The sequence below is a fragment of the Pseudomonas sp. 2VD genome (assembly GCF_005503585.1).
Taxonomy (GTDB): Bacteria; Pseudomonadota; Gammaproteobacteria; order Pseudomonadales; family Pseudomonadaceae; genus Pseudomonas; species Pseudomonas aeruginosa.
Genome location: NZ_SCND01000167.1, coordinates 1 through 12,525, shown reverse-complemented (window position 1 = coordinate 12,525; position 12,525 = coordinate 1). Strand labels below are relative to the sequence as shown.

Below are 12,525 nucleotides of genomic sequence, written 5' to 3'. Positions count from 1 at the left end.
GAGGAGGAAGCCGAACAGCGCGGCCATCATCCCGGCGATCGGCAGGGCGGTCCAGAAGCCGAACCCGGCGTACTCGGCGAGCAGCGCGTAGGTGTAGGCACCTACCGCGTAGAAGCCGACGTAGCCGAGATCGAGCAGGCCGGCCAGGCCGACCACGATGTTCAGGCCGATGCCGAGCATCACGTAGATCAGGATCAGGGTGGCGATGTCCACCGCCCCGCGCGAGGCGAAGAACGGCCAGACGAAAGCCACCACGACCAGGGCGAGGACCGCCCAGCGCTGGGTCGATGGCAGGCTGAGGAAGTTCTTCAGGCCGCTGCCGTTGACCTTGTAGCCGACGCCGCGACCCAGCTTGAGCGGGATGCGGTCGCGGAACAGCTGCCAGACGAACATGGCCAGGGCGGCCGCGGCGATGGTCCAGAGGGTCTGCGCATCGGCGCCGAGGACCTCGAGCTTGATGCCGACGGTGCGCAGCTTCAGGCCTAGGATCGGATAGGACACCAGGATCACGAGGAGGGCGCTGAACAGCGCGCGCTTGAGGGACTGGCTCATACTTTTTCCACCTCCGGACGACCGAGGATGCCGGTAGGTCGGAACAGCAGCACCAGGATCAGCAGGCCGAAGGCCACCACGTCCTTGTACTGGTCGCCGAACACGTCGGCGCCGAAGGCTTCGGCGACGCCCAGCAGCAGGCCGCCGAGCATGGCGCCGGGGATGCTGCCGATGCCGCCGAGCACCGCGGCGGTGAACGCCTTGATCCCGGCGAGGAAGCCGATCCCGGGGTTGATCACGCCGTACTGCATGCCCAGCAGCACCGCGGCGACGGCGGCCAGGGCGGCGCCGATGACGAAGGTGAGGGCGATGATGTTGTTGCTGTTGATACCCAGCAGGTTGGTCATCTTCAGGTCCTCGGCGCAGGCGCGGCAGGCGCGGCCCAGGCGAGAGCGGGAGATGAACAGGGTGAGGCCGAACATCACCAGGAAGGTGACGACGAAGATCAGGATCTGCATATAGGAGATCACCACGCCGTTCATGCTGCTTTCGCCGAACACGAAGTTGCCGGGCAGCAGGGTCGGGATGGCCTTTTCCTTGGAGTCCTGCGAGAGCATCACGGCGTTCTGCAGGAAGATCGACATGCCGATCGCGGAGATCAGCGGGATCAGGCGGTTGCCGCCGCGCAACGGGCGGTAGGCGACCCGCTCGATGCTGTAGCCGAAGGCACTGGTGACGATGATGCTGGCGGCGAACGCGGCGAGCATCATCAGCGGAACGCTGTCCAGCCCCATCATCGCCAGCAGGGTGATGGCGATGAAGGCGATGTACGAGCCGATCATGTACACCTCGCCGTGGGCGAAGTTGATCATGCCGATGATGCCGTAGACCATGGTGTAGCCGATCGCGATCAGCGCATAGGTGCTGCCGACGGTCAGGCCGTTAACCAATTGTTGTAGGTAATGATAAATCTCGGGCATGGGACTCTCTCGCTAAACGCCCGCCGTTGTACGGCAGGTAGACGTTCGGCTCGCGGGTGTGGGGCCGGAACGCTGCTGAGACCCGTCACGATCCGGCGCGCGGCGGGCCGGCGGGAGGCAGGGGAAAGCCGCGCTCCCGTCCACCAGGAGTGAACGCTGCCGGTCTTCGCCTGCCCTTGCCGGGCCGCCGCTCGCGGAATCATGCGGGTACTAAAACAAAGCCCACGGTGGGTGACGTGGGCTCCGTACTGCAACGATGCTTACTTGACCTCGGTCCGGGTGGCGTCCTTGTGCCACTCGTAGACGGTGAAGTCGAAGTTCTTCAGGTCGCCCTTCTCGTCGAACCCGAGGTTCCCGGTGGGAGTCTCGAAGGTGTTGGCGCGCAGGGCCGCGGCGACCTTCTCCGGATCGGCCTCGCCGGCTTTCTCGATGCCCTTGGCGATCACGGTGACCGCGGAGTAGGCGGGCAGGACGAAGATGCCGCTCGGATCCTGGTTCTTCGCCTTGAAGGCGTCGATCAGGGCCTTGTTCTTCGGATCCTGCTCGAAGGCGCGCGGCAGGGTCGCCAGCATGCCTTCCGAGGCGTCGCCGGCGATCGCGGTGATTTCGCTGTTGCCGACCCCTTCCGGGCCCATGAAGCGCGCGTCCAGCCCGGCCTGCTTGGCCTGGCGTAGCAGCAGGCCCATTTCCGGGTGGTAGCCGCCGAAGTAGACGAACTGCACGCCGGCTTTCTTCAGCTTGCTGATCAGCGCGTTGAAGTCCTTGTCGCCGGCGTTCAGGCCTTCGAAGACGGCAACCTTGATGCCGGCGTCTTCCACGGTCTTCTTCACCTCGGTGGCGATGCCTTCGCCGTACTGCTGCTTGTCGTGCAGTACCGCGATGGTCTTGTCCTTGTAGCGTTCGGCGATGAACTTGCCGGCCACCGGGCCCTGCATGTTGTCCAGGCCGATGGTGCGGAAGATCAGCTTGTAGCCGCGCGAGGTGATTTCCGGGGCGGTGGCCGACGGGGTGATCATCAGCACGCCTTCGTCTTCGTAGATGTCGGTGGCGGGTTGGGTGGAGCTGGAGCAGACATGGCCGACCACGAACTTGACGCCGTCGTTGACCACCTTGTTGGCGACCGCCACGGCCTGCTTGGGATCGCAGGCGTCGTCGTAGATCACGCCTTCGAGTTGCGCGCCGTTCACGCCGCCTGCCTTGTTGATCTGTTCGATTGCCATCAGCGCACCGGCGCGCTGCATGTCGCCGTACTGGGCTACCGGACCGGTGACCGGGCCAGCCAGGGCGATCTTGATGGTGTCGGCGGCCATGGAGTAGCTGGCGAACCCGGCAATGGCCATCGCGGCGAACAGGCGGGATAGACGCTGAGTACCCTTCTTCATAGTGCTCCACTCTTCTTGTGTGTTGTCATTGTTGTAGTCTCGCGGCCGCGGGGGCCGGAGGAGACCGGGTGATCGTCATGGACGGACCCCGGGAACTGTACCGGTACAGTGTAGAGCGGCGCTTCGTCGCTTGAAAAGCACGGCACGGCGAGCTCCCGTGAGTCGTGTCGCCTGGTTGACATAAACGTATAGAAAAACGGCGCGGACCTGCCTCACCTCCCTGGGCCCGGTTTCCCTTCGGCTGTCGTGGGCTACCGGCGGGCGTTATCATGGCGCCCATGCAATCCAGGTAGATCCCATGACAGAACAAACTAGCACCCTCTATGCCAAGCTGCTCGGCGAGACCGCGGTCATTTCCTGGGCCGAGCTGCAACCGTTCTTCGCCCGTGGCGCCTTGCTCCAGGTCGATGCCGCGCTGGACCTGGTGGAAGTCGCCGAGGCCCTGGCCGGGGACGACCGCGAGAAGGTCGCCGCCTGGCTTTCCGGCGGCGGCCTGAGCAAGGTCGGGGAGGACGCGGCCAAGGACTTCCTCGAACGCGACCCGACCCTCTGGGCGGTGGTGGTGGCGCCCTGGGTGGTCATTCAGGAACGCGCGGAAAAAGCGACGTTGCACTGATCCAGGGCGGTTTTCTTTCGCTCGACCCTGGCTAGACTGATTCCGATTCCCACCAGGAGATTCGTCATGTTCGAACCAGGCCACCTCCATCTGGTCAGCCTGCCCGGCCTCGACCAGCAGGACATCAACATCCATATCCGCTACGAGGTGCGGCAGAACGCCGAATCCGGCGCCTATGTGCACTTCGACATGGACGGCGAGATCGACGGCAAGCCGTTCAGCGACTCCTTCGAGCTGCCGCGCGATACCGCCTTCAACTTCGCCAGCGATGCCACGCGGGTCGCCCAGAAGCACGGCCTGCACCCGAAGTTCGGCGCGATCACCCGGGTGCACAAGGAATACGATGCGATGTTCGAGGACATTCGCGCCAAGCTGCATGCCCATCCCGGCGAACCGGTGGATCTCGAGCGGATCATTCGCCACGAGTGAGCCGTGTCCCCGGCGGCCGGAAGCATGGGAAAGGCCCGATATCGACGATATCGGGCCTTTTTTCGTTTGCCGGAGAAGCCGTTCCAGGGGCTTGCCACCCTTGCCGGCAAGCGGAAACGGCTTGCCGCTTGCCGCTTCCGGGTTGCCCTTAAATAAACTCAAGTTATTGAATATAAAGGTTTTTAATAATTTGGCACGGGCCTTGCTGAAGTGTTGGCGACGAAAGCCACACCGGCAAACAGGTTCGCAGCCATGAGCATCAGTTTCGACAGAGCACTCGGTATCCACCAGCAGGCCCTCAGCTTCCGCGCCCAGCGCGCCGAAGTGCTGGCCAACAACCTGGCCAACGCCGATACCCCGAACTACAAGGCTCGCGACCTGGACTTCGCCGCGGTTCTCGCCGAGCAGAAGGACAAGGCCGCCAAGGGTACCTTCGCCACCCGCACCACCGACGAGCGGCATATCGCCGCCGAAGGTTTCGGCATGGGCGAGGGCAGCCTGCAGTACCGCATCCCGGTCCAGCCGTCGATCGACCAGAACACTGTCGACGCCCAGATCGAGCAGGCCAACTACGCCGAGAACGCCATGCACTTCCAGGCGTCCTTCACCTTCCTCAACAGCAAATTCAAAGGGCTGGTCAGCGCCCTGCGTGGAGAGTAACCGCCATGTCCCTCGCCAGTGTCTTCAACATTGCCGGTAGCGGCATGAGCGCCCAGAGCACCCGCCTGAACACCGTGGCCAGCAACATCGCCAACGCCGAGACGGTTTCCTCCAGCGTCGACAAGACCTACCGCGCCCGCCATCCGGTGTTCTCCACCATGTTCCAGCAGGCCCAGGGCGACAGCGGCTCGCTGTTCGCCGACCAGGACAGCTCCGGCGCCGGCGTGCAGGTGCTGGGCATCGTCGAGGACCAGAGTTCGCTGATGCCGCGCTACGAGCCGAACCATCCGGCCGCGGATGCCAACGGCTACGTGTATTACCCCAATGTGAACGTGGTCGAGGAAATGGCCGACATGATTTCCGCCAGCCGTGCCTTCCAGACCAACGCGGAAATGATGAATACCGCCAAACAGATGATGCAGAAGGTCCTGACCCTGGGTCAGTGAGCGGAGTAGAGCATGAGCATCGATAACGTCAGCGGCACCAGCAGCAACACCGGCAACGTCAACGGCAGCAAGCGCGCCGCCGGCAGCGGCGCCACCGAGACCGGGCAGAGCGTCAAGGGCAGCAGCAACCTGGGCAAGGACGAATTCCTCAAGCTGCTGGTGGCCCAGTTGAAGAACCAGGACCCGATGTCGCCGCAGCAGAACGGCGAGTTCATCGCCCAACTGGCCCAGTTCAGCACCGTGGAAGGCGTGCAGTCGCTGAACAAGAGCATGGAAAGCATTCTCTCCAACTACCAGTCGTCGCAGGCCCTGCAAGCCTCGTCGCTGGTGGGGCGCAAGGTCATCGTGGCGACCGACAAGTCGGTGGTGGACACCAAGGACACCTTCAAGGCTTCCCTCAACCTGCCGGTTTCCAGCAGCAACGTCTGGGTCAACGTCTACGACGACAAGGGCACCGTGGTCAATCGCATCAACCTCGGCCAGCAGGCTGCCGGCAGCGTCAGCTTCATGTGGGACGGCAAGGACAGCAGCGGCAACATCATGCCGCCGGGCACCTACAAGTTCGAGGCGCAGACCTCGATCGACGGCAAGACCTACGGGCTCCAGACCTACCTGCCGGCCAACGTCGACAGTGTCACCCTGGGGCAGAACGGCGGCGAGCTGATGCTCAACCTCGCAGGCCTGGGCAGCATCGCGCTGTCCAAAGTACAGATCATCGGCCAGTAAGCCGGCGTTTCCGGCAAGGAGCTATCCATGAGTTTCAACATCGGCCTGAGCGGCATCCAGGCGGCCTCCAGCGGCCTGAACGTCACCGGCAACAACATCGCCAACGCCGGCACCGTAGGCTTCAAGCAATCCCGCGCGGAGTTCGCCGACGTCTACGCCGCCTCGGTGCTGGGTTCGGGCAGCAACCCGCAGGGCAGCGGCGTGCTGCTCTCGGACGTCTCGCAGATGTTCAAGCAGGGCAACATCGACTCGACCAACAGCGTGCTGGACCTGGCCATCAACGGCAACGGCTTCTTCGTCACCAGCAACAACGGGGCGATCAGCTACACCCGCGCCGGCTACTTCAATACCGACAAGCAGGATTTCATCGTCGACAACAACGGCTACCGCCTGCAGGGCTATGCCGTCGGGCCGAACGGCCAGTTGCAGAACGGCGTGGTCACCGACCTCAAGGTCGAGCGCGCCAATCAGGCGCCGCAGGCCACCTCGAGCATCCAGCAGTCGTACAACCTCAACTCGACGCTGAAGCCGCCGACCGTGACGCCGTTCGATCCGTCCGACGCCGCTACCTACAACTCGTCCTCTTCGCTGGGCATCTATGACAGCCAGGGCAACTCCCACACCATGAGCCAGTTCTTCATCAAGAACGAGCCGGACCCGAATGCGACCCCGCCGATTCCGGAGAACAGCTGGACCATGAAAGTGCTGATCGACGGGGTCAATCCGCTCGACCCGTCGAACAAGACGCCGATGAGCTTCAACGTCACCTTCGACGCCAGCGGCCAGATGACCTCGGTACGGGCGCCGGACGGCAGCACCAGCGGGCCGGGCTTCAGCATCGACGCGACCACCAACGTGATCCAGTTCAGCCCGGCCACCGGCAATCCGCCGACTCCCGGCACCGGCTGGATTCCGGCGGCCTCGGACGGCAAGACCCCGCCGACCTACGCCTGGAATGGCGCGACCGGTGCCGCCAGCGGCATCTCCTTCGACATGCGCAAGACCACCCAGTACTCCACCGCGTTCGCCCAGAGCAACCCGATCCAGGACGGCTACACCACCGGTCAGCTGGCAGGCCTGGAAATCGACGACACCGGGGTGATCTTCGCCCGCTACACCAATGGCCAGTCCAAGGTGCAGGGCCAGGTGGTGCTGGCGAACTTCGCCAACATCCAGGGTCTGACGCCGATCGGCAAGACCTCCTGGGTGCAGTCCGCGGAGTCCGGCGAGCCGGCGGTCGGCGCGCCGCGCTCGGGCACCCTGGGGGCGTTGCAATCCGGCGCGCTGGAAGCGTCCAACGTGGACATCTCCAACGAACTGGTGAACCTCATCGTCCACCAGCGCAACTACCAGGCCAATGCCAAGACCATCCAGACCGAGGATGCGGTGACCCAGACCATCATCAACCTGCGCTGATGACGGCGTGCCGGTGCCGTCCGGGCACCGGCAAGGCCCTTGCCGCCAGCGGCAACCCCTGGCCAGGGGTTGCCCCCGAAGCCTCCGAAAGGAGGCTTTCTGTTTTATAAAATCCTTTTAAATCAATGTGTTAATTGTTTTTTCGAATTCTGGCACGACGCTTGCTGGATAACCTGCAAGAAAGCCCGGCGGATTGTGCCGGTGCCTGGAGGATTCGATGGACAAGATGCTGTACGTCTCCATGAGCGGGGCCAGCCAGAACACCCTGGCGATGCGTGCTCATGCCAACAACCTGGCGAACATCTCGACCAGCGGCTTTCGTCGCGACTTCGAGCAGGCGCGTTCGATGCAGGTGTTCGGCGACAGCTTCCCGGCGCGGGTATTCGCCATGAGCGAGCGGCCCGGTACCGATTTCAGCCATGGCAGCCTCCAGGAAACCGGCAACGAGCTGGACATCGCCATCGACGGCGACGGCTTCGTCGCGGTCCAGGCGCCGGATGGCAGCGAGGCCTACGTGCGTACCGCCGGCATGCACATCGACGCCCTCGGCATGCTGCGCACCGGCGACGGTTTGCCGGTGCTCGGCAACGGCGGACCGATCGCCGTGCCGCCGGAGGAAAAGGTAGAGATCGGCCAGGACGGCACCATCAGCATCCGCGCCCTTGGCGAGAACCCCAACGTGGTCGCCGTGGTGGACCGGATCAAGCTGGTCAACCCGAACCTGAAGCAGATGGAGAAGGGTACCGACGGCCTGCTGCACTACAAGCCGCAGCCGGGCGAGCAGGCGCCGCTGGCCGACGCCAACGTGAAGGTAGTCTCCGGTTTCCTGGAAAGCAGCAACGTGAACGCGGTGGAAGAGATGACCGCGATCCTCTCGCTGTCCCGCCAATTCGAGCTGCACGTGAAGATGATGCGCACCGCCGAGGACGATTCGGCGGCCATGGCGCGGGTTTTGCAAATCAGCTAATCACTTGAGCGTGGTGCCATAAAACCGGCACCCGAGGAGCACGACGATGTTATCGGCACTGTGGGTCAGCAAGACCGGTCTGTCCGCCCAGGACATGAACCTGACCACCATTTCCAACAACCTGGCCAACGTATCCACCACCGGCTTCAAGCGCGACCGCGCGGAGTTCCAGGACCTGCTGTACCAGATCCGGCGCCAGCCGGGTGGCCAGTCGACCCAGGACAGCGAGCTGCCTTCGGGCCTGCAACTGGGTACCGGTGTGCGCGTCGTCGGCACCCAGAAGATCTTCACCCCGGGCAGCCTGCAGACCACCGAGCAGCCGCTGGACATGGCGGTCAACGGGCGCGGCTTCTTCCAGGTCCTGCTGCCGGACGGCACCGTGTCCTACACCCGCGACGGCAGCTTCCACCTGAACTCCGACGGGCAGATCGTCACCTCCAACGGCTTCGCCCTGGAGCCGGCGATCGTGGTGCCCAACGAGACCCAGACCTTCACCGTCGGCCAGGACGGCACCGTCTCGGTGACCACCACCGGCAACGCCCAGCCGCAGGTGATCGGCAACATCCAGACCGCCGACTTCATCAACCCGGCCGGCCTGCAGGCCATCGGCAACAACCTGTTCCTGGAAACCGGCTCCAGCGGCGCGCCGCAGGTCGGTACGCCGGGTCTCAACGGCCTCGGCACGGTTGCCCAGAACACCCTGGAAAACTCCAACGTCAACGTGGTCGAGGAACTGGTGAACATGATCACCACCCAGCGCGCCTACGAGATGAACTCCAAGGTCATCTCCACCGCCGACCAGATGTTGTCCTTCGTCACCCAGAATCTTTGACGGGCCCTGACCGGGCCCTGGCTGTACGCCGCGAGGTAGCTTGATATGAACCGGCTGATGATCGTCTCCCTGCTTGGCATCGCCACCGCCCTGGGCGGTTGCGTCAATCCACCGCCGAAGCCGAACGATCCGTACTACGCGCCGGTGCTGCCGCGCACCCCGCTGCCCGCCGCGCAGAACAACGGCGCGATCTACCAGGCCGGTTTCGAGCAGAACCTCTACGACGACCGCAAGGCCTTCCGCGTGGGCGACATCATTACCATCACCCTCAACGAGAAGACCCAGGCGAGCAAGAAAGCCAACTCCGATATCCAGAAGGACAGCAAGACCAAGATGGGGCTGACCTCGCTGTTCGGCAGCGGCATGACCACCAACAACCCGATCGGCGGCGGCGACCTCAGCCTCAGCGCCGAATACGGCGGCTCGCGCGACGCCAAGGGCGACAGCCAGGCGGGGCAGAGCAACAGCCTGACCGGCTCGATCACCGTGACCGTGGCCGAGGTGCTGCCCAACGGCATCCTCTCCGTGCGCGGCGAGAAGTGGATGACCCTGAACACCGGCAACGAGCTGGTGCGCATCGCCGGCCTGGTCCGCGCCGACGATATCGCCACCGACAACACCGTGTCCTCGACCCGCGTGGCCGACGCCCGGATCACCTATTCCGGCACCGGCGCCTTCGCCGATGCCAGTCAGCCGGGCTGGCTGGACCGCTTCTTCCTCAGCCCGCTGTGGCCGTTCTGAGGACGCTCGCGATGACCAAGTTCAAGCACCTGCTGGCCCTCGCCGCGCTGCTCCTGGCCGCCGGCGCGGACCAGGCCGAGCGGTTGAAGGATATCGCCAGCATCCAGGGCGTGCGGACCAACCAGTTGATCGGCTATGGCCTGGTGGTCGGCCTGAGCGGCAGCGGCGACCAGACCACGCAGACGCCGTTCACCCTGCAGACCTTCAACAACATGCTGGCGCAGTTCGGCATCAAGGTGCCGGCCAACGTCGGCAACGTGCAGTTGAAGAACGTCGTCGCGGTATCGGTGCATGCCGACCTGCCGCCGTTCGCCAAGCCGGGCCAGCCGATCGACGTCACCGTGTCGTCCATCGGCAACGCCAAGAGCCTGCGCGGCGGCAGCCTGCTGATGACTCCGCTGAAAGGTATCGACGGCCAGGTCTACGCGGTCGCCCAGGGCAACCTGGTGGTCGGCGGCTTCGACGCCGAAGGCCGCGACGGCTCGAAGATCACCGTCAACGTACCGTCCGCCGGACGTATCCCGGCCGGCGCCACCGTCGAGCGCGCGGTGCCGAGCGGCTTCGACCAGGGCAACAGCCTGACGCTGAACCTCAACCGCCCGGACTTCACCACTGCCAAGCGCATCGTCGACCGCATCAACGAACTGCTCGGTCCGGGCGTCGCCCATGCGGTGGACGGCGGCTCGGTGCGGGTCAGCGCGCCGCTCGACCCGAACCAGCGAGTCGACTACCTGTCGATCCTGGAGAACCTCGACGTGCAGCCGGGCGAGGCGGTGGCCAAGGTCATCATCAATTCGCGCACCGGCACCATCGTCATCGGCCAGAACGTCAAGGTATCGCCGGCCGCCGTCACCCACGGCAGCCTGACCGTGAGCATCACCGAAGACCCGATCGTCAGCCAGCCCGGTGCCTTCTCCAACGGCCAGACCGCGGTGGTGCCGCGCTCGCGGGTGAACGCCGAGGAGGAGACCAAGCCGATGTTCAAGTTCGGTCCCGGCACCACCCTGGACGACATCGTCCGCGCGGTGAACCAGGTCGGCGCCGCGCCGAGCGACCTGATGGCGATCCTCGAAGCCCTGAAGCAGGCCGGCGCGTTGCAGGCCGACCTGATCGTGATCTGAGGACGACGCCATGGATTCCCGTTTGCTCAGCGGTATCGGCGCAGGCCCCGACAGCGGCTCCTATACCGATCTCAACCGCCTCAACCAGCTCAAGGTCGGCAAGGACCGCGACGGCGAGGCGAACATCCGCAAGGTCGCCCAGGAATTCGAATCGCTGTTCCTCAACGAGATGCTCAAGTCCATGCGTTCGGCCAACGAAGCGCTGGGCGACGGCAATTTCATGAGCAGCCAGACCACCAAGCAGTACCAGGACATGTACGACCAGCAACTGTCGGTGAGCCTGTCGAAGAATGCCGGCGGCATCGGCCTGGCCGACGTGCTGGTGCGCCAGTTGTCGAAGATGAAGCAAGGCTCCAGGGGCAACGGCGAGAACCCGTTCGCCCGGGTCGCCGAGAACGGCGCCGGTCGCTGGCCGAGCAACCCCAGCGCGCAGGCCGGCAAGGCCCTGCCGATGCCGGAAGCCGGCCGCGACGACTCGAAGCTGCTCAACCAGCGGCGCCTGGCGCTGCCGGGCAAGCTGGCCGAGCGCATGCTCGCCGGCATCGTTCCCTCCGCCTCGCCGGCCGCCAGCCAGATGCAGAGCCTGGGCCAGGACAGCTACCTGCCGGCGCAGAGCTACCCGGCGGCGAGCCGCCGCGGTTTCTCCACCGATGGCGTCGACAGCCAGGGCAGCCGGCGCATCGCCCAGCCGCCGCTGGCCAGGGGCAAGTCGATGTTCGCCTCCGCCGACGAATTCATCGCCACCATGCTGCCGATGGCCCAGAAGGCCGCCGAGCGGATCGGCGTCGATGCCCGCTACCTGGTGGCCCAGGCCGCGCTGGAGACCGGCTGGGGTAAATCGATCATCCGCCAGCAGGATGGCGGCAGCAGCCACAACCTGTTCGGCATCAAGACCGGCAGCCGCTGGGATGGTGCCTCGGCGCGCGCCCTCACCACCGAATACGAAGGCGGCAAGGCGGTCAAGGAGGTCGCGGCGTTCCGCTCCTACTCGTCGTTCGAGCAGAGCTTCCACGACTACGTCAGCTTCCTCCAGGGCAACGACCGCTACCAGAACGCCCTGGACAGCGCCGCCAACCCCGAGCGCTTCATGCAGGAACTGCAGCGCGCCGGCTACGCCACCGATCCGCAGTACGCCCGCAAGGTGGCGCAGATCGCCAGACAGATGCAGACCTACCAGGCCGTCGCCGCCGCCGGCACGCCGCCTCTGGGTTGAGCAAGGAGGAACTGACCCATGTCCGACCTACTCTCGATAGGCCTGTCCGGCCTCGGCACCAGCCAGACCTGGCTGACCATCACCGGGCACAACATCACCAACGTCAAGACGCCGGGCTACAGCCGCCAGGATGCCATCCAGCAGACCCAGGTCCCGCAGTTCAGCGGTGCCGGCTACATGGGCTCGGGCAGCCAGATCGTCGACGTGCGCCGCCTGGCCAGTGACTTCCTCACCGGCCAGTTGCGCAACGCCACCAGCCAGAACAGCGAGTTGAGCGCATTCCGTAGCCAGATCGAGCAGCTCGACGGCCTGTTGTCCAACACCACCACCGGCGTCAGCCCGGCCATGCAGCGCTTCTTCGCCGCACTGCAGGCCGCCGCCAACAATCCCTCCTCGACCGAAGCGCGCGAGGCAGTGCTTGCCCAGGCCGAGGGGCTGGGCAAGACCTTCAATACCCTCTACGACCAGTTGGACAAGCAGAACAGCCTGATCAACCAGCAACTG

Annotated in this window: 15 protein-coding genes; 12 read left to right on the top strand and 3 right to left on the bottom strand. The window is 64.9% G+C overall.

Going from position 1 to position 12,525, the window contains the following annotated elements; all coding sequences use genetic code 11:
* From FFS27_RS18495 to FFS27_RS18485, 3 genes are all read right to left on the bottom strand, one after another.
* Positions 1–552 (bottom strand): DUF3382 domain-containing protein (locus FFS27_RS18495; protein ID WP_137952134.1); only part of this gene is annotated, 552 nt, incomplete at its 3' end.
* A complete protein-coding gene (gene livH / locus FFS27_RS18490) occupies positions 549–1,472 on the bottom strand; it encodes a high-affinity branched-chain amino acid ABC transporter permease LivH (RefSeq protein ID WP_003086391.1) in 924 nt (307 codons plus the stop codon). The genes FFS27_RS18495 and livH, both read right to left, overlap by 4 nt.
* Positions 1,473–1,732: 260 nt before the next feature.
* Positions 1,733–2,854: a branched-chain amino acid ABC transporter substrate-binding protein gene (locus tag FFS27_RS18485; RefSeq protein WP_003086396.1), complete on the bottom strand. Its 1,122-nt coding sequence runs from the start codon at positions 2,852–2,854 to the stop codon at positions 1,733–1,735.
* Between the two features lie 298 nt (positions 2,855–3,152).
* Between FFS27_RS18485 and FFS27_RS18475 the strand changes: the two genes are divergently transcribed.
* The 12 genes from FFS27_RS18475 to FFS27_RS18420 all read left to right on the top strand — a co-directional run.
* The gene (locus FFS27_RS18475) at positions 3,153–3,470 is read left to right on the top strand and encodes a DUF2288 domain-containing protein (RefSeq protein WP_003086400.1); all 318 of its coding nucleotides are present in this window, start codon (positions 3,153–3,155) and stop codon (positions 3,468–3,470) included.
* Between the two features lie 66 nt (positions 3,471–3,536).
* Positions 3,537–3,899 carry a DUF5064 family protein gene (locus FFS27_RS18470; protein ID WP_003082140.1) on the top strand — a complete coding sequence of 121 codons (363 nt, stop codon included), beginning with the start codon at positions 3,537–3,539 and terminating at the stop codon, positions 3,897–3,899.
* Between the two features lie 252 nt (positions 3,900–4,151).
* Positions 4,152–4,559: a flagellar basal body rod protein FlgB gene (gene flgB / locus FFS27_RS18465; RefSeq protein ID WP_021264429.1), complete on the top strand. Its 408-nt coding sequence runs from the start codon at positions 4,152–4,154 to the stop codon at positions 4,557–4,559.
* Positions 4,560–4,564: 5 nt separating this feature from the next.
* Positions 4,565–5,005: a flagellar basal body rod protein FlgC gene (gene flgC, locus FFS27_RS18460; RefSeq protein WP_003082150.1), complete on the top strand. Its 441-nt coding sequence runs from the start codon at positions 4,565–4,567 to the stop codon at positions 5,003–5,005.
* A gap of 12 nt (positions 5,006–5,017) precedes the next feature.
* Positions 5,018–5,731, top strand: a complete 714-nt coding sequence (gene flgD, locus FFS27_RS18455) for a flagellar hook assembly protein FlgD (protein ID WP_003082153.1) — start codon at positions 5,018–5,020, stop codon at positions 5,729–5,731.
* Between the two features lie 27 nt (positions 5,732–5,758).
* A complete protein-coding gene (gene flgE / locus FFS27_RS18450) occupies positions 5,759–7,147 on the top strand; it encodes a flagellar hook protein FlgE (RefSeq protein ID WP_003086405.1) in 1,389 nt (462 codons plus the stop codon).
* Positions 7,148–7,364: 217 nt separating this feature from the next.
* Complete coding sequence (flgF, locus tag FFS27_RS18445; protein WP_003082159.1) at positions 7,365–8,114, top strand: flagellar basal-body rod protein FlgF; 750 nt, start codon at positions 7,365–7,367, stop codon at positions 8,112–8,114.
* Between the two features lie 46 nt (positions 8,115–8,160).
* Complete coding sequence (flgG, locus tag FFS27_RS18440) at positions 8,161–8,946, top strand: flagellar basal-body rod protein FlgG (RefSeq protein WP_003082164.1); 786 nt, start codon at positions 8,161–8,163, stop codon at positions 8,944–8,946.
* A 45-nt stretch (positions 8,947–8,991) separates the two neighbouring features.
* Positions 8,992–9,687, top strand: coding sequence for a flagellar basal body L-ring protein FlgH (gene flgH / locus FFS27_RS18435; RefSeq protein ID WP_003082166.1), 696 nt, complete (start codon positions 8,992–8,994; stop codon positions 9,685–9,687).
* Between the two features lie 11 nt (positions 9,688–9,698).
* A complete protein-coding gene (locus tag FFS27_RS18430) occupies positions 9,699–10,808 on the top strand; it encodes a flagellar basal body P-ring protein FlgI (protein WP_137952133.1) in 1,110 nt (369 codons plus the stop codon).
* A gap of 10 nt (positions 10,809–10,818) precedes the next feature.
* Positions 10,819–12,021 (top strand): flagellar assembly peptidoglycan hydrolase FlgJ, encoded by a 1,203-nt coding sequence (gene flgJ / locus FFS27_RS18425; protein ID WP_023101442.1) that lies wholly within the window; start codon positions 10,819–10,821, stop codon positions 12,019–12,021.
* Positions 12,022–12,039: 18 nt separating this feature from the next.
* Positions 12,040–12,525 (top strand): FlgK family flagellar hook-associated protein (locus FFS27_RS18420; RefSeq protein ID WP_442962185.1); only part of this gene is annotated, 486 nt, incomplete at its 3' end.

Excerpts from the sequence above, each read along its gene's own strand:
- FFS27_RS18475 (WP_003086400.1), top strand. The coding sequence starts at position 3,153 with ATGACAGAACAAACTAGCACCCTCTATGCCAAGCTGCTCGGCGAGACC.
- flgH (WP_003082166.1), top strand. The coding sequence starts at position 8,992 with ATGAACCGGCTGATGATCGTCTCCCTGCTTGGCATCGCCACCGCCCTG.
- FFS27_RS18470 (WP_003082140.1), top strand. The coding sequence starts at position 3,537 with ATGTTCGAACCAGGCCACCTCCATCTGGTCAGCCTGCCCGGCCTCGAC.
- flgD (WP_003082153.1), top strand. The coding sequence starts at position 5,018 with ATGAGCATCGATAACGTCAGCGGCACCAGCAGCAACACCGGCAACGTC.
- livH (WP_003086391.1), bottom strand. The coding sequence starts at position 1,472 with ATGCCCGAGATTTATCATTACCTACAACAATTGGTTAACGGCCTGACC.
- flgB (WP_021264429.1), top strand. The coding sequence starts at position 4,152 with ATGAGCATCAGTTTCGACAGAGCACTCGGTATCCACCAGCAGGCCCTC.
- flgJ (WP_023101442.1), top strand. The coding sequence starts at position 10,819 with ATGGATTCCCGTTTGCTCAGCGGTATCGGCGCAGGCCCCGACAGCGGC.
- flgE (WP_003086405.1), top strand. The coding sequence starts at position 5,759 with ATGAGTTTCAACATCGGCCTGAGCGGCATCCAGGCGGCCTCCAGCGGC.
- flgF (WP_003082159.1), top strand. The coding sequence starts at position 7,365 with ATGGACAAGATGCTGTACGTCTCCATGAGCGGGGCCAGCCAGAACACC.
- FFS27_RS18430 (WP_137952133.1), top strand. The coding sequence starts at position 9,699 with ATGACCAAGTTCAAGCACCTGCTGGCCCTCGCCGCGCTGCTCCTGGCC.
- flgG (WP_003082164.1), top strand. The coding sequence starts at position 8,161 with ATGTTATCGGCACTGTGGGTCAGCAAGACCGGTCTGTCCGCCCAGGAC.
- FFS27_RS18485 (WP_003086396.1), bottom strand. The coding sequence starts at position 2,854 with ATGAAGAAGGGTACTCAGCGTCTATCCCGCCTGTTCGCCGCGATGGCC.
- flgC (WP_003082150.1), top strand. The coding sequence starts at position 4,565 with ATGTCCCTCGCCAGTGTCTTCAACATTGCCGGTAGCGGCATGAGCGCC.